The sequence below is a fragment of the Arthrobacter vasquezii genome (assembly GCF_029455255.1).
GTDB lineage: Bacteria > Actinomycetota > Actinomycetes > Actinomycetales > Micrococcaceae > Arthrobacter_D > Arthrobacter_D parietis.
Map to the genome: position 1 here is coordinate 1 of NZ_JAROKN010000036.1, position 16,044 is coordinate 16,044.

A 16,044-nucleotide genomic window follows, 5' to 3' on the forward strand; every position below is an offset into this window, starting at 1 on the left:
GCCACGGTGGAGGAGCTCGACGGCGACGGCACGTATGGCCCTGACTTGCTCGTTACGCCCATTCCGCCCGAAGAGCTGGCGCTTGCGCTGTCGGCACTTTACGACGGCGGTGACTCCGCGGAGCGCCGCGGCGTGCTTCGCGGACTGGCAGCGCTGGCCGCGCGCTCACCGAAGCTTCCCGACGTCGTCGTAATCGCGGGATTGAGGCTCACCACTGAGGCCCTGAGAACCAACGAAAGCGGCCTTGTTGCCGCCGCCGTCGGGCCGTTTGCAGCCGCCTACCTGGACCAGCACAGCTGGCGCCACGCCGTGCTGAAGCTGGTGTTCATGGGGGTCAGCCTCCGTGCCGTCACGGACCTGCAGGAACGTGCGGATGACGAGCTTGCCCGGATGGCAGGCGACTTCGCCGCCGAACGGACAGCCGCTGGGCGGCCGGTCCCGGACGACGTCACGCTGCTCCTGGCCACCTCCAGCCATTCGACCACTTCCTAAGGGGAAACCAGCCATGCGCATTTTTGACCCTCACATCCATATGACCAGCCGCACCACCAATGACTACGAGGCGCTGTACGCCAGCGGTGTGCGCGCGCTCGTTGAGCCGGCTTTCTGGTTGGGGCAGCCGCGCACCAATGTCGGTTCCTTTCTCGACTACTTCGACTCGCTGCTTGGCTGGGAGCGGTTCCGTGCCGCGCAGTTCGGCATCCGGCATCACGCCACGATCGCCCTCAACCCCAAGGAGGCGAATGACCCGCGCTGCGTTCCCGTCCTCGAGGAGATCCCCCGTTACCTCGTGAAGGAGGGCGTGGTCGCCGTCGGCGAGATCGGGTACGACTCCATGACTCCCGCCGAGGACCACGCGTTCAGCCGCCAGTTGGAGCTTGCCCTCGAATATTCGCTGCCGGTCATGGTGCACACACCGCATCGGGAGAAGCTGGCCGGCACCCACCGGACCCTTGATGTTGTCCGCGAATCCGGCATCGCCCCCGGCATGGTGGTGGTGGACCACCTCAATGAGACCAACGTCGAAATAGTGAAGGACGCGGGCGCGTGGATGGGCTTCTCCATTTATCCCGACACCAAAATGGATGAGCAGCGCATGGTCGCAATTCTCAGCCGCTACGGAACAGAGCGCGTGCTCGTCAACTCCGCTGCCGACTGGGGCCGGTCTGATCCGCTCAAGACCTCAAGCACCGCACACGCCATGCTTGATGCCGGTTTCACCGCCGACGACGTCGATCAGGTCCTCTGGCGCAACCCTGTCGAGTTCTACGGTCAAAGCGGCCAGCTGATCCTCGACCCAATCCCCGGCTTCGACGCGGCAGAGCCTCCCAACGCTACAGCGGGATTCGAGGGCAACTCGGTCCTGCGGGGTGCACGCGCCTGATGCTCCTCTCCTACTGCACGAACGTCCATCCGGCCGAGGACTTCGACGGGCTGATCCGGCAGCTTCACGAGTACTCCGGCCCCATCCGGCGGAAGGCGGGCCTGAACATTCTCGGCGTGGGGCTCTGGCTTCCCGCCGGGCTGGCGCGCCGGCTGGCCCACAATGCCGATGATCTGGCGGCGCTCCGTGAGGTCCTGTTGGTGGAAGGCCTCCAGCTGCACACCATCAACGCCTTTCCCTACGGCGGTTTCCACAACGAGGTGGTCAAACTCGACGTCTACAAGCCCACCTGGGCTGAGCCGAGGCGGCTGGAATACACCCTCGACTGCGCTGAGATCCTGGCTGCGCTCCTGCCGGAAAACACAGCCGGCTCGATCTCGACGCTGCCCCTTGCCTGGCGGGAACCCTGGACACAAGCCGACGACGACGCCGCCACCGCCGCTTTTGTGGAGCTAAGTTCCCGCTTGCGGGAGCTGAAGGAGCGTACGGGAAAAACTGTCCGCATCGCCGTCGAACCGGAGCCGGGCTGCGTACTAGATACGGTCGCCGATGTTGCCGGCTGGCTGGAAGCGCGGATTGACCGCGGCATTGATCCCGAGTTCATCGGCCTGTGTGTGGACACCTGTCACCTCGCTGTGTCCTTCGCTGACCCGGTTGACGCCGTCAACCGGATCGAAGCGGCAGGCCTAAGAGTGGTCAAGATTCAGGCCTCGGCCGCCCTGCACGTAACCGACCCCTCCAGCGCCGCCGCACGGGCCGCACTCACGGCCTTCGCCGAACCGCGCTACCTTCACCAGGTGCGGGAACAGGGTGAGAACGGGATCCTGGCTGCCGATGACCTGACGGAGGCCCTCGACACCCTGCCCGGGAAGGCGCCCTGGCGGGTTCATTTCCACATCCCGCTCCACCACATCCCCTCCTCCCCGCTGGAGACAACTGCCGCTGTGCTGCGGCACACCGTGGCCGAGGTTTCCCGCAGGCACTACGGCTGGGAAGTGCACCTGGACATCGAAACCTACACCTGGAGCGTCCTGCCCAGCGGGCAGGTGGGAATTGTCGACGGCATCGCCGCCGAGATCGGGTGGGCCGAGTCCCATCTGCTCGCGGCAGCACCGGCGTCGTAATCGCTGGGAGCACTTGAGCATTCATCCGTATTTAGGTAAGACAACTGCAAGGAAGAACCGTGAAACCAGGACTGCTGCTGGATGTTGTGGGGCTGACTGCCCTGTCCCTCCGTTCAATGCCCCGCCTGAGCAAACTCGCGTCACAGGGATGGTCGTCCGAACTGGCGACGGTCCTGCCGGCGGTGACCTGCACCGTGCAATCGACCATGCTGACCGGACTGGCTCCGGCGCAGCACGGCATTGTTGGGAACGGCTGGTATTTCCGCGAACTGGGAGATGTGCACCTTTGGCGCCAGCACAACAGGCTGGTTTCCGGAGAGAAGATCTGGGAGGCCGCCCGGCAGCAGGATCCCGGGTACCGGGCAGGTAATATTTGCTGGTGGTACGCCATGGGAATGACCACTGATCTTACTGTGACCCCTCGACCGATCTACCATGCGGACGGACGGAAATCACCGGACGCGTACGTGCGTCCGCCAGCCCTGCATGATGAGCTGGTGGGACACTACGGCGAGTTCCCGCTATTCCAGTACTGGGGACCGACCGCGGCTATCCAGTCGACGCAGTGGATTGTGAATTCCACCCGCCATGTCCTGCGGAACCAGGCGCCGGATCTCCTGATGGCTTACGTGCCGCATCTTGATTACGATCTTCAACGGTTCGGACCGGATTCACTCCAGGCAGCCCAGGCAGCAACCGACCTGGACGGGGTCCTCGCCCCGCTGCTGGACGAAGCCGAGGCGCGCGGCTACGCGGTGATTGTCGTCTCGGAGTACGGCATCGAGGAAGCGCGAAAGCCGGTGGACATCAACCGGACGCTTCGGCGTGAGGGTCTGCTCGAAGTGTATGTGCAGGACGGGAAGGAGCAGTTGGACCCGTGGACCTCGCGGGCCTTCGCCGTTGCAGACCACCAGGTCGCCCACGTATACGTCTCCGACCCGGCGGATGTTAAGCGCGCGGCTGTGATTCTTCGCGCAACCGACGGGGTCGATGAGGTCCTCGACCGCGAAGCGCAAGCCCGTTACGGGCTCGACCATGAGCGGTCCGGTGAGCTGGTAGTGGTTGCCGAACCCGGCGCATGGTTCACGTATTACTTCTGGCTCGACGATGACCGGGCTCCGGAATACGCGCGCGGGGTCGATATCCACCGAAAGCCCGGATACGACCCGGCTGAACTTTTCTTCAACCCCGCGGACAGACTGGCCAAGGCAAAGGCCGGCCTGAATCTGGCCAAGAAGAAGCTCGGCCTGCGGTATGCCATGAACACCGTGCCGCTGGACCCGACGCACGTTCGCGGAACGCATGGACGGTTACCCGATTCGAAGAACGGCACGCCCCTGATCATCGCTTCCCACGACCAGGTCCCGGCGTCCATCGAAACCCTCGTGAACGGTGGCAGGCAGGTGCCGGCGGCTGCGGTGAAGCAGCTGGTGCTCGAGACACAGGGGATGCGAAGCTCAACGACCGCAGCCCTACTTTAGCTGGATCGAACAACAAAGATTTTCTGGCGCGCGTTGCTGCCGGTTTCACTGGACACAAGTCACTTTTGCACGCCCGGAATCTGTTTGCGTGTCGGAAGAATTGCGAACTTTGTTTATTGAAACCACTAGCGGAACCGAGACGCTTCTACTAGCGTTCTAGGTGACCTGACTCCGGCTGGCCCGGGTCCTCAAAGGCGAGAAGAAAGTGAATGATGACAGTCAATCAACACGGGATAGCGCAAGCTTCCGGGCATCGAACCGATGCCGCACGATTCTCAATGAAGCGCGCTGCACGAGCGGGCGCAGGTTTGGCAATGGTGGCACTGCTGGCCACCTCATTCGCCGCTGCACCGGCTCAGGCCAAGGACGCCGCAGCACCGCCGGTGGCTCCGCCGGACGCAAACTTCGAAAAGGTGACCCTGAATGACACGCCAGGTGAACCGGTGGACCTTGCGGTCCTCCCCAACAATGACGTCCTGCACACCACCCGCGGCGGCGAGGTGTGGCTCAATGATGCCGAATCCGGCCTCAACACTCTGGCGGCAACCCTCGATGTCTACGAGCATGACGAGGAAGGTCTGCAGAGCGTCGCGCTCGATCCGAACTTCGGAACCAAGGGCAACAACTGGGTCTACCTCTACTACTCGCCTCCGGGGGACACTCCGGTAGATGATCCGGCCACTGAGGGCATCAACGAGGGTGACGCACCGACCACCGGCACCGCCGCCGATTTCGCGCCCTTCAAGGGCTCGCTTGTCCTGTCCCGTTTCCAGTTCGACGGTTCCACCATCGATCTGGCCAGCGAACAGGAAATCCTCGAGGTTCCCGTTGACCGCGGCATCTGCTGCCACGTCGGCGGCGACATCGTCTTCGATGCCGAGGGCAACCTCTACCTGTCCACCGGCGATGACACCAACCCCTTCGCATCCGGCGGCTACACCCCTATTGACGAACGCCCGGACAGCAACCCGGCATTCGATGCACAGCGGACCTCCGCCAACACCAATGACCTGCGCGGCAAGGTTCTCCGGATCACCCCCACCGAGGGCGGCGGCTACACCATCCCCGAGGGCAACCTCTTCGAACCGGGAACTCCACAGACCCGCCCCGAGATCTACGTCATGGGCCTGCGCAACCCGTTCCGCATCGAGCTCAACCAGAACACGGGTGAACTGCTCATCGCTGACTACTCCCCCGACGCCCGGTCAGCCGATCCGCTTCGTGGTCCGGCAGGAACCGGCAAGTGGATGTCGGTGACCGAGCCTTCCAACTACGGCTGGCCCTACTGCGCCACCGCCGAACTGCCGTACGTTGACTACAATTTCGCCACCAACACCTCCGGTGAGACGTTCAACTGCGATGCTCCGGTCAACGAGTCCCCGAACAACACCGGGCTCCGCGAGCTGCCGCCGGTATCCCAGCCTCAGGCATGGTACTCGTACGGCGCTTCGGCTGAGTTCCCTGAACTGGAGACCGGCGGAATCGGTCCCATGGCCGGGCCTGCCTATGATTTCGACAAGAAGGCCACCAAGGGCCGCGCACCCGTCGCCTGGCCGGAGTACTACGACGGAATGTCCTTCTTCTACGAGTGGACCCGCGACTACATCAAGGGCATGACCACCGCCGACGGTGAGCTCGTCTCCATTGAGAACGTGGTGGACTCGCTGGTCACAGACAACCCGATCGACATGGAGTTCGGCCCCAACGGCGCGCTCTACGTACTCGAGTACGGCGACGGCTACTTCGGCGAGAACCCTGATGCGCAGCTGTCCCGCATTGATTACATCGGCGAGAACGGCAACCACAGCCCGGTAGCAGTGGCCTCCGGTACTCCCACCGTTGGTTCAGCCCCGCTGACCGTCCAGTTCTCAAGCGAAGGCACGGCAGACGCCGACGGCGACAAGCTGCGTTACGCCTGGGACTTCAACTCCGACGGCACCGTGGACTCAACAGAGGCGAACCCCACGTTCACCTATGAGGAGATCGGCTCCTACACCGCAAGCCTTCAGGTCACCGACCAGGGCGGAAAGCACCGGGGAAAGCACTCCTCCGCAGAAGTGACCATTGAAGTCGGAAACCAGGCACCGGTTGTCGAATTCATTACTCCGGTTGCGGACCAGCCCTTCCAGTTCGGCGACACCGTTTCCTACGAAGTCCGCGTCACCGACGACCAGCCCGTCGATTGCGCACTGGTTCAGGTCACCTACATCCTGGGCCACCACACCCACGGACACCCGCAGACCACCACCACCGGCTGCACCGGAACCATCACCACCACGGTTCCTGAGGGACACGATCCCGCAGTGGACGATCTCTCGGCAGTATTCAATGCGTCCTACACTGACGCCGGCGATGCGGCTTCCGATCCGCTGACCGGAACCGCTGAAGTGGTGATCATCCCCAACTGATTCCGCACGAATCACGCTGATCGCGCTGTAAGGGCCATCTGGCCCTGATAAGAAAAGCGGATCCTGTTCCAGCAAAGGCTGGAACAGGATCCGCTTTTTCGTGGTCCGAAAGATTGTCCGCTATGCGAAGGAAAGCGGCACGTCGGCGTCGTCGTCGTGAAATCGAAGGAAGCCGGCAGGATTCCGGATGAGGGGTTCGAACGCGAGCTCCGCGGCACCGACCAGAATGGGATCTTCGCCCAGGGGAGCCAGTTCGATGGCCACGCGCTCTCGTGGACCGCGCGTACCGGGAGCGCGCAGCGCCTCGCTCAGGGCGTCGGGGGCGGCGCGATCCAGGATCCGCAGGAACCCTCCCAGTACGATCATGGAGGGATTCAGCAGATTGACGACGCTCTTGAGCCCTACGGCCAGGAGCTGGACCTGCCGCTCGATGATGTCCCTCAACGCCTGGGACCCCTCCTGCTGCAGCTTCTCCATCACTGCTTCTTCAAGATTCTCCGTCTCACCCGCAGGCAGACCGACGGCGGCGATCAGCTCTTCGCGGGTGACCTCGGCTTCCAGGCAGCCGGAAGACCCGCACGTACACGCCGCACCACCCGAACGCACATGGGTGTGTCCCAGCTGACCTGCAAACCCGGTCGCCCCACTGATGAGACGGCCGCCGCTGATGACACCTCCGCCGATACCGCTGGCTCCCCCATAGAGATAGACGAGGTCTGACACGTCCCGGCCCGCGCCGAAGGTCGCCTGCGCACGGGCGCCCACAACGGCGTCGTTCGCGGCGATGACCGGAAGCTTCAGTGCATCGCTGAGAAGTGCGGCGAGCGGTTCATCACGCCAGCCGAGGTGCGGCGCTTCGATAACCGTTCCATCGACGGGATCCACCAACCCTGGAATGGCCAGCCCAACCCCCATGATCCTGTGTCCGGCGGGCAGCGACGTGCGCATTCCCGAGTAGACCGCTTTCACGATATTCACCACTTCGGGCACCGACGGCGCACGAACCGTATGGAACCGTACCGGATTCACGATGTGGCCGCCGAGCGAAACAAGTGCCACGCTGACGACGTCGATATCCGGGTTCACCGACAGCGCCAGTGCCCCGCGGCTCGGCTCGATCATGATGCTGGGGCGGCCGTGCTGCTGCGCCAGGTCGAGGTTGCTCTCCACAACGAGGCCCAGCTGGACCAGTTCGCCGACGAGTGCGGCAATGGTTGAGCGGTTGAGCCCCGTGGCCCGGGTGAGCTGTGCGCGGGAGACGCCTGCCATGGAGTGCACGAGCCGCAGCACCGTTGAGAGATTGTGCTGCCGGGTTGAATCGCGGTTATTACCGAGGTTGGTACCCGCGACCGTGCGGCGAATGCGTTCATCCTGCGATGGCGAAGTCATTTCGGAGGAACGCGCCTTCCTGGCAGATCGCCTCGGTGCCGGATTTGTTCCTTCATGATAACGGGGAACCACGAAGTATTTACGGCTAGGTCTCTCGCGGTGCAGTTCCGGAGGGCAACCGTGGCGGAGCAGCAGGAATGAGGTTAGTTGGAGTTCACGTCTGAGATGACCGAGAAGAGCATGCCCTCGAGGCTGCTGCGCAGGTCCGCCGGAACGTCGTCGGACTGGAGGTGCATGACGGCGAGGTGGGCGTTCTCGGTGGCCAGACTGATCGCGTATTCCTTCGCTCCGCATGCCACCAGTACCGAGCGGATGTACTCGGCATCGGCGGCAGTCATGCCTGCCGATCCGATCAGCGCGGCTATGCTGCTCCATTCCGGCCTCGCGGCCGCGTAGGCGAGCAGGGCCGTCCGCTTGCCTTCCCTCAGGTCTCCCCAGGTGGTTTTCCCGGTACGGCTTTCCTTGCCGAACACACCCAGCACATCATCGGCCAACTGGTAAGCGATGCCGGCGTACCGCCCGAACGAAGTCAGCGCGGTGACAACTGGATCGGGCGCGCCGGCCAGTACGGCGCCGGCCTGCAGCGGTGCCTCGAACGAGTAGACCGATGTCTTCTGATGAGCCGTTTTGGTGATGTTCTCGAGGGAGGGCATGTCCGCCGTACGGCTGAACTCGATGTCGAGAACCTCGCCGCCTACAGAGCAGAAAATTGCGTCATCGAGAATCTCGTCAAGTCGCCGGCGCACGGCAGCCGGGGCATCGATGCTTCTCAATAGCCGGAAGGCGCTCGAGAGGGCGAGGTCGCCGGCAAGCACGCCCGCCGATACTCCCGCATGTTCTGCGGGAACTGGAGGCACACCGGCACGTAAGGCCCTGTTCCGGTAGTGGCCGGACACGTTGGGATTGCCGCGGCGAACGAAATCACGGTCAATGACGTCATCGTGAATGAGCAGCGCACTGTGCAGGAGCTCGTAGGAAGCCGCGAGCTGCGCCGCGCTCGGGAAGTCGGTGCCCCCGAGCTGCCGGTAGGCGAGCATCACCAACCGCGGGCGGGAGCGTTTGCCGCCCGCGGTTGCCCGTTCGAGAGCTTCCCAAAGTTCCAGGTAGGTCGCATTGACCGATACAGCCCGGAGTTTGGCGTCGATGAAGAATCGCTGGAGCACATCTTCGATCAGCTCGAGGTCCGTATTGCCCTTCAGCGCATGGTCCACGTTCAGGTTCACCGACTCATCCTCCTGTTTCGCCGCTCCCGGAACTCGGGAGCCGGCTGGTGGGCTGCAACCAGCTTTCCGGCTAGACCTTCACCGGCTTGGGTTTTGCCCGTCGTGTTTTGCCGCGGGTTGCGAAGCGCTGCTGCAGCAGGACCGCTACGACGAGAATCAGGCCGCGGACCAGCGCCTGGATGGAGGTATCCAGGTTGTTTTGGGTGAAGACGTTCACCAGGGTGCTGAAGATCAGCACGCCGAGGACGGTTCCCATGATGGTTCCGCGCCCACCGATAAGGAGTGTTCCACCGACAACGACAGCGGCAATTACCTCGAGTTCGAGGAGCAGACCGTGGGTGGACGTGCCGGCTGTGGTGCGGCCGAGCATCATGACGCCGCCAATGCCAGCGGTGAGACCCGCGAGGACGTAGAGGTAGACCTGGTGGCGCTTCACCTTGATACCCGCAAGCCGGGCAGCCTCAAGATTTCCGCCAATGGCGATGGTCCGGCGGCCGAAGGTGGTGCGGTTCAGGAGGAACCAGCCCGCCACGGCCACGACGACAAATATCCAGACGAGGATCGGAATGCCCAGCACATCACTGCGCATGATCTGCGAGAAGTCGCGGTTGGTCACAATCTGAGTGCTGCGGCCGGAGATGAGTTCGGCAAGCCCGCGAGCGCCCACCAGCATGGCAAGAGTGGCAATGAAGGAGACGACATTGCCATAAGCGACCACCAGTCCATTGACCAGACCGGCGAAGGCGCCGACGGCCAGCGCCACGATCACCATGAGAATCCAGGATGACTGGGTCGCTGCCAACTGCACGCTGGTGAGGCTCGCAACCACCGAGGTCAGGCCGAGCACCGAGCCCACAGAGAGATCGATGCCGCCCGCGGTGATGACAAAGGTGACACCGACGCTGACTACGCCGATGATCGACGCGTACCGCAGGATGGTGAGCATGTTTTCGGGGTTCAGGAACCGGTCCCCGCTGGTTACCGCTCCCACCACGAAGAGCAGTGCGAGCGCGATGACCAGTCCCACGTTCCGCCCCGCCGGACCTCTGAGGAAGTTCTGCACGGGGTTGGCCTTGGGTTCGCTGTGGTCGGCCGTCGCGTCGGGACGCGGTTCAGCCACCTTGGTATTTTGCTCGCTCACGCGGCACTTCCCTTCATGACGAGGTCGAGCACTCCGTGCTCGTCTAGATCGCTTGCTTTGGTGTGAGTGAGTACTCTGCCGTCATCGATAACGAGCACGTTGTCCGCGAGGCCGAGCACCTCCTCGATTTCGCTGGAGACGACGATGATTGCCGTTCCGGCTGTCGCGAGTCTGCGGATGAGCGCGTAGATTTCAGCACGCGCGCCGACGTCAACGCCGCGGGTCGGTTCGTCCAGCAGGAGGACCGAAGTTCCGTGCACCAGCCAGCGGGCGAGCAGGATCTTTTGCTGATTTCCGCCGGAAAGCGTGCGGGCGGGGCGATCCGGATCGGCTGGACGCAGCTCCAGGGCGGCAATCTGCTCGCGTGCTGCATCCCGCTCTGCACGCTCATTCAGGCTGCCCGCGCGAGCGAACCGTTCGAAGCTTGAGAGCGTCACGTTCTTGAAGATCGGCTCGTCGAGGATCAGGCCCTGACTTTTGCGTTCCTCCGGCGAAAGTCCGATTCCTGCGTTGACCGCGGCGGGAACGGATCCGGGCTTGAGCAGCTTGCCGTTCACGGACACTTTCCCTGAGGAAGACTTCCGCGCACCGTAAATTGTCTCGAGAATCTCGGACCGTTTGGATCCGACGAGCCCGGCGAAACCTACGATTTCCCCTGCGCGCACGGTGAAGCTGACCTGCTCGAAGTGGCCGTCGAGTTCCAGGTTGTCCACTTCCAGGACCACGGGTGCGTCGGACGCCACCGGCTGTCCCTCCGGAAAGACGTTCTCGACGTCTCGGCCGGTCATTCGCCGAATGAGTTCCGCCTTCGGGGTGTCCGTGACACTGAGCCCGCTCGCGGTGCTGCGGCCATCCTTGATGACGGAGATGCGGTCACCAATCTGCCGGATCTCTTCGAGCCGGTGGGAGATATAGACGACGGCGATGCCCTGCGCGGTGAGTTCCCGAACGACGCGGAACAGGTTGGCGACCTCGCCGGAGTCCAGGATTGCACTGGGCTCATCCATGATGATCAGCTTGATGTCCCGGGACAGGGCGCGCGCCATGCTCACGATCTGCTTGTTGGCAGCCGAAAGCGTGCCGACCTCTGTGGACGGCGACAGGCTGCCGTGCCCAAGCCGCTTCAGCAGGTTGCGGGCAATTGCGTTGGTCTTCTTCACGTGGAGCACGCCGCCGCTGCTCCGCTCGTGGCCGAGGAAGATGTTCTCGGCCACGGAGAGTCCGTCCACGACGTCAAGTTCCTGGTACATGGTGGCGATGCCGAGATCCAGGGCTGCGGTGGGGCTCGGAATTGAAATCTGCTCGCCCTCCCAGCGGATCTCGCCGCCGTCGGGCTGGTGCACGCCCGAGAGCGTTTTGATGAGGGTGGATTTGCCGGCTCCGTTCTGGCCCATGACGCAGTGGACTTCGCCCGGAAGCACCTGCAGGTCGACGCCCTTGAGCGCCTGGACACCCGCAAATTGCTTGGTGATTCCTCGAACTTCGAGCAATGGCTGTGGCTGATCTTCTTCGAACATGAGACGAAGCTAACACATTATGTCGGCAATCGGTATAAAGTCGTCGATTTCGCTCAATCTTCTGTTATTGTGATTGCAGTCACGCGAAGATGCGGTCCTGCAGAGGCAAGCTGTTCCGCTCGCGAAGACGCATCCAACTCATTGAGGAGATACACATGCTTGCAGTTCGTACGGGCCGGAAGATGCTCGTCACCACCGGTGCTTTCCTGGCTGTCGGTGCCCTTGTTACCGGGTGTACTGCCGAAGCGGGCAACACCAACACGCAGCCCACCAATGCATCCGTTGAGGGCAACCAGGCCGAGGGCGACACCGTAGTCATCGGGTTCTCCGGGCCCGCTGCCGACCACGGCTGGCTCGGCGCCATCAACTCCGCCGCTATCGCGACGGCGGAGAACTACCCGGACATCGATCTGCGCGTAGCCGAGGGAACCAATGACGCGAACCTGCAGATCAGCCAGGTTGAGCAGTTCATCAACGACGGCGTCGATGCCATCGTGCTGCTGCCGACCGACGGCGCCGCTCTGACCCCGGTCGCCACCCAAGCCATGGAAGCCGGCATCCCCGTGATCAATGTGGACCGCGAATTCTCCAGCCCGTTCGCCGCCCGCACCACCATTCTGGGCGACAACTACGGAATGGGAGTCAGCGCAGGCACCTACATCTGCGAGCAGCTCGAAGGCAATGAGGATGCAGTGGTCGCCGAGATCGCAGGCATCGACTCGCTGCCGCTGACACAGGACCGCAGCCAGGGCTTCGCGGACGCACTTGAGTCCTGCGGCCTCGACGTGGACAACCGCGTCGCAGCCGACTTCACCGTCCAGGGCGGCGAGGCAGCAACATCGCAGCTCCTCTCCGCAGCTCCTGAGATCGACGCCATCTGGAACCACGACGACGATCAGGGCATCGGCGTCCTGGCCGCCATCGACAACGCGGGTCGCGATGAGTTCTTCATGGTCGGCGGCGCAGGATCCGCGAACGCAATGCGTGAAATCGAGTCGGGCGAGAGTGTTCTCCAAGCTACCGTCATCTACCCGTCCACTCAGGCAGCAGACGGCATCCTGCTCGCCCGCCTGATCGCTCAGGGCAAGGCCATGAGCGACCTGGTAGAAGTGGAAGTTCCGAAGCGCATCGTTCTGAACGCTCCGGTTGTCACCAGTGAGAACGTTGAGCAGTACCTGCCGACGGCCTTCGAATCGTAGGACACTAAGGGGCGGGGCGCTCAATCGCTGGCAGGGCGCCCCGCCTCCATCCAACTGCTTATAACCGCCGCCGGATAAAGAGGAAACATGCACAACGACGCACCACCCCTGAGAATCGCCCTGATCGGACACGGATTTATGGGGGCTGCCCATTCGCAGGGGTGGCGGGTTGCACCGCGCTTCCACGACCTGCCGGCCCGGCCGGAGATGACCCTGCTCGTGGGGCGCAACGCCCGTGGAGTAGAGGAATCGGCTCGTAAATGGGGCTGGGAAGAGACGGCTACTGACTGGCGGGCGGCCATCGCCCGCGACGACATCGACGTCATCGACATCGTTACTCCCGGCGGATCCCATGCGGAGATCGCCATTGCAGCGCTTGAGGCGGGAAAGCACGTTCTGTGCGAGAAGCCGCTCGCCAACACCCTCGAAGAGGCTGAGGCGATGGCAGCCGCCGCTGACCGCGCCGGCAACAACGTCTTCGCGATGGTTGGTTTCACCTATCGCCGCGTTCCTGCAGCGGCCTTCGCGAGGGATCTGGTTCAGTCCGGTGCAATCGGCGAGGTCCGTCAGGTACGTGCCGCGTACCTGCAGGATTGGCTGGTTGACGCCGACGCCCCGCTGACGTGGCGGCTGCAGAAGGAATCCGCCGGCTCCGGCGCACTCGGTGACCTCGGCGCGCATGCGGTAGATCTCTCGCAGTTCATCACCGGCCAGAAGATCACAGGTGTGAGCGGGATCCTCAACACTTTTGTGCACGAGCGTCCGTTGCTGGCCGAAGCCTCCGGGCTCGCAGGCACGGCCTCAGCCGAGCGGGGAAGCGTCACAGTGGACGATCTTGCCCTGTTCAGCGGCCGGTTCGACGGCGGCGCGGTGGGCTCATTCGAAGCGACCCGCATGTCCACCGGGCGCAAGAACGCGTTGCGCGTTGAGGTGGCCGGCTCCACCGGCGCGATTTCCTTCGATCTGGAGAACATGAACTCGCTCGGCTTCTACGATGCAACCGCGCCTGATACCCGGCAGGGCTTCACCAACATTATGGTGACGGAGCCCTCCCACCCCTACATGTCTGCCTGGTGGCCCACCGGGCACATCCTGGGCTATGAACATGGATTTGCCCATCAGGCCAAGGATTTCGTCGAAGCAATCACAGCGAATCGCCAGCCGGAGCCGTCCTTCGCGGACGGACTGCAGGTGCAGAAGGTCCTCAACGGTGTGGAGCGCAGCGCGGAAGCTGACAGCATCTGGACTAAGACTATCTAGTACCGGCTATCCCGACGGCGCCAGTGAGAGGATCCCACGTGCCAACTCCACCCCTGTCTGTCCAGCTCTATACCGTCCGCGAAGCCCTCGAGGCTGATCTGGACGGCACCATCGACAGACTTGCATCGATCGGTTTCTCACGGGTCGAGCCTTACAACTTCGCAGCGAACACGGCGGCGCTCTCCGCTGCGCTGGAACGCAACGGCATGGCCGCTCCGTCGGGCCACGCACCGCTGCTCGACGGCGACCGCGACCTCATCTTCGAAGCAGCCCGGACACTGGGCATCGGCACGGTCATCGAGCCCATGGTGCACCCTGAGCGGTGGACCACCGAGGAGGCCGTCGAGCAGACCGCACAGGCCCTCAACGAGGTGGCGGCCCTCGGCGCGGAGTACGGCATCACCGTCGGCTACCACAACCACTGGTGGGAGGTGGAAACCGATTTCGGCGGCCGCACCGGGCTGGAGGTCCTCGCCGGCGCCCTGGATCCCGCCGTCGTACTTGAAGTGGACACCTACTGGGTGGCAGTGGGCGGGCAGGATCCAGCCGAACTGCTCGCGAAGCTCGGCGACCGCGTGCGGTTCATCCACCTCAAGGACGGCGCGCTGGACAAGGACAACACCTCGCAGGTGGCGGTGGGCGCCGGACGGATGGACGTCCCCTCAGTCCTGGCCGCTGCCGGATCGGTAGAGGTAGGTGTCGTCGAGCTCGATGACAGCGCCGGTGACCTGTTCGAGGCGCTCGAGGCGAGCCTGCACTACCTGCAGGCGGACTCCAGGCAGGCAGGAGCATGAGCGGCCCGGTGGGCGTCGGCATCATCGGTGCGGGCGTCATCAGCAAGGAGTACCTGACCAATCTCACGGCGTTCCCCGACGTCCAGGTCCATATCGTCGCGGACCTCTTCCCCGAGGCCGCCCGGGCGCGTGCCGAGGAGTTCGGGATCGCTGCCTCCGGGACTGTCGAGGACGCGCTCGCGCACCCGGACGTCGACATCATCGTCAACCTGACCACTCCCGCCGCGCATGTACCGGTAGGGCTCGACGCTGTGGCTGCGGGGAAGCACGTGTGGAGTGAGAAGCCGTTCTCGCTCGACCGCGAATCAGGCCGGTCACTCCTGAAGGCCGCTTCCGACGCCGGCCTCCGGCTGGGCTGCGCCCCTGACACCTTCCTCGGCGCGGGGCTGCAAACAGGCCTCCGGATGATCCAGCGTGGGGACATCGGAGTGCCGCTTACTGCGTTGACCCTCATGCAGTCCCCCGGGCCTGAGGCCTGGCACCCCAACCCGGCCTTCCTGTTCCAGGAGGGTGCCGGCCCGCTTTTCGACATGGGCCCCTACTACCTGACAGCCCTCGTTCAGACATTCGGTGCGATCGGGACCGTTGCTGCGCTCGGATCACGGTCGCGGGAAACGCGCATCATCGGCTCCGGCCCGCGCGCCGGTGAGGAGTTCGCCGTCACCGTTCCGACCCATGTCAGCGCCCTGGTGCAGTTCGAGCGCGGCGCTTCCGCCACGAGCAACTTCAGCTTCGATTCACCGCTCCCCCGGCACGGTTTCGTCGAGATCACCGGCTCGGAAGCCACCATTGCCTTCCCGGATCCCAACATGTTCGACGGCGACATCCGCCTCCACCGCCACGGCGCCGAAGACTGGGAGACCTTCCCGGCGGTCGGTTCCACCTTCGGGCGCGGCACAGGCGTCCTCGACCTGGCCCGCTCAATCCGCGCCGGCGTTCCACACCGCGCACAAGGGGAGACTGCCTTCCACGTCCTGGACACCATGGCTTCGATCGCGGAGTCGGTGGACAGTCGCACGTTCGTTGACGTTGCCAGCTCAGCCGTGGCTGCCGAGCCGCTGCCCGAGGACTGGGATCCCACCAGCCGCACGCTTTCCTGACCCACTCACACAAGGAGAAAAATC

Annotated in this window: 13 protein-coding genes; 9 read left to right on the top strand and 4 right to left on the bottom strand. The window is 63.8% G+C overall.

Translation table 11 applies throughout. The features are described from left to right. From P4U43_RS12505 to P4U43_RS12525, 5 genes are all read left to right on the top strand, one after another. The coding region (locus P4U43_RS12505; RefSeq protein WP_277359033.1) for an EboA domain-containing protein at window positions 1-492 on the top strand (492 nt) is incomplete at its 5' end. A gap of 13 nt (window positions 493-505) precedes the next feature. Beyond that, window positions 506-1,384 (top strand): TatD family hydrolase, encoded by an 879-nt coding sequence (locus P4U43_RS12510; RefSeq protein WP_277359034.1) that lies wholly within the window; start codon window positions 506-508, stop codon window positions 1,382-1,384. Next, window positions 1,384-2,508 (top strand): metabolite traffic protein EboE, encoded by a 1,125-nt coding sequence (gene eboE / locus P4U43_RS12515; protein WP_277359035.1) that lies wholly within the window; start codon window positions 1,384-1,386, stop codon window positions 2,506-2,508. Before P4U43_RS12510 ends, eboE begins: the two co-directional genes overlap by 1 nt. A 59-nt stretch (window positions 2,509-2,567) precedes the next feature. Next, window positions 2,568-3,989, top strand: coding sequence for an alkaline phosphatase family protein (locus tag P4U43_RS12520; RefSeq protein WP_277359036.1), 1,422 nt, complete (start codon window positions 2,568-2,570; stop codon window positions 3,987-3,989). A gap of 209 nt (window positions 3,990-4,198) precedes the next feature. Beyond that, window positions 4,199-6,397 (top strand): PQQ-dependent sugar dehydrogenase, encoded by a 2,199-nt coding sequence (locus P4U43_RS12525; RefSeq protein WP_277359037.1) that lies wholly within the window; start codon window positions 4,199-4,201, stop codon window positions 6,395-6,397. Between the two features lie 120 nt (window positions 6,398-6,517). On the opposite strand, the gene P4U43_RS12530 is transcribed toward P4U43_RS12525, so the two are convergent. From P4U43_RS12530 to P4U43_RS12545, 4 genes are all read right to left on the bottom strand, one after another. Beyond that, entirely contained in the window at window positions 6,518-7,786 is a 1,269-nt protein-coding gene (locus P4U43_RS12530) for an ROK family transcriptional regulator (RefSeq protein WP_277359038.1), read from the bottom strand. A 143-nt stretch (window positions 7,787-7,929) separates the two neighbouring features. After that, window positions 7,930-9,009: a polyprenyl synthetase family protein gene (locus P4U43_RS12535; RefSeq protein WP_277359039.1), complete on the bottom strand. Its 1,080-nt coding sequence runs from the start codon at window positions 9,007-9,009 to the stop codon at window positions 7,930-7,932. A 70-nt stretch (window positions 9,010-9,079) separates the two neighbouring features. Then, window positions 9,080-10,150 (bottom strand): ABC transporter permease, encoded by a 1,071-nt coding sequence (locus tag P4U43_RS12540; RefSeq protein ID WP_404800736.1) that lies wholly within the window; start codon window positions 10,148-10,150, stop codon window positions 9,080-9,082. Continuing rightward, window positions 10,147-11,667: a sugar ABC transporter ATP-binding protein gene (locus P4U43_RS12545; protein ID WP_277359040.1), complete on the bottom strand. Its 1,521-nt coding sequence runs from the start codon at window positions 11,665-11,667 to the stop codon at window positions 10,147-10,149. The genes P4U43_RS12540 and P4U43_RS12545 overlap by 4 nt, the downstream gene beginning before the upstream one ends. 155 nt (window positions 11,668-11,822) lie before the next feature. Between P4U43_RS12545 and P4U43_RS12550 the strand changes: the two genes are divergently transcribed. The 4 genes from P4U43_RS12550 (at window position 11,823) to P4U43_RS12565 (ending at window position 16,020) form a co-directional block, all read left to right on the top strand. Further along, entirely contained in the window at window positions 11,823-12,866 is a 1,044-nt protein-coding gene (locus P4U43_RS12550; protein WP_277359041.1) for a substrate-binding domain-containing protein, read from the top strand. Between the two features lie 87 nt (window positions 12,867-12,953). Continuing rightward, a complete protein-coding gene (locus tag P4U43_RS12555) occupies window positions 12,954-14,126 on the top strand; it encodes a Gfo/Idh/MocA family protein (RefSeq protein ID WP_277359042.1) in 1,173 nt (390 codons plus the stop codon). A gap of 38 nt (window positions 14,127-14,164) precedes the next feature. Then, window positions 14,165-14,920 (top strand): sugar phosphate isomerase/epimerase family protein, encoded by a 756-nt coding sequence (locus tag P4U43_RS12560; RefSeq protein ID WP_277359043.1) that lies wholly within the window; start codon window positions 14,165-14,167, stop codon window positions 14,918-14,920. Further along, on the top strand, window positions 14,917-16,020 hold the full coding sequence (locus tag P4U43_RS12565; RefSeq protein ID WP_277359044.1) for a Gfo/Idh/MocA family protein: 1,104 nt from the start codon (window positions 14,917-14,919) through the stop codon (window positions 16,018-16,020). Before P4U43_RS12560 ends, P4U43_RS12565 begins: the two co-directional genes overlap by 4 nt. The last annotated feature ends 24 nt before the right edge of the window (window positions 16,021-16,044 follow it).

Excerpts from the sequence above, each read along its gene's own strand:
- P4U43_RS12565 (WP_277359044.1), top strand. The coding sequence starts at position 14,917 with ATGAGCGGCCCGGTGGGCGTCGGCATCATCGGTGCGGGCGTCATCAGC.
- P4U43_RS12555 (WP_277359042.1), top strand. The coding sequence starts at position 12,954 with ATGCACAACGACGCACCACCCCTGAGAATCGCCCTGATCGGACACGGA.
- eboE (WP_277359035.1), top strand. The coding sequence starts at position 1,384 with ATGCTCCTCTCCTACTGCACGAACGTCCATCCGGCCGAGGACTTCGAC.
- P4U43_RS12510 (WP_277359034.1), top strand. The coding sequence starts at position 506 with ATGCGCATTTTTGACCCTCACATCCATATGACCAGCCGCACCACCAAT.
- P4U43_RS12545 (WP_277359040.1), bottom strand. The coding sequence starts at position 11,667 with ATGTTCGAAGAAGATCAGCCACAGCCATTGCTCGAAGTTCGAGGAATC.
- P4U43_RS12525 (WP_277359037.1), top strand. The coding sequence starts at position 4,199 with ATGATGACAGTCAATCAACACGGGATAGCGCAAGCTTCCGGGCATCGA.
- P4U43_RS12530 (WP_277359038.1), bottom strand. The coding sequence starts at position 7,786 with ATGACTTCGCCATCGCAGGATGAACGCATTCGCCGCACGGTCGCGGGT.
- P4U43_RS12550 (WP_277359041.1), top strand. The coding sequence starts at position 11,823 with ATGCTTGCAGTTCGTACGGGCCGGAAGATGCTCGTCACCACCGGTGCT.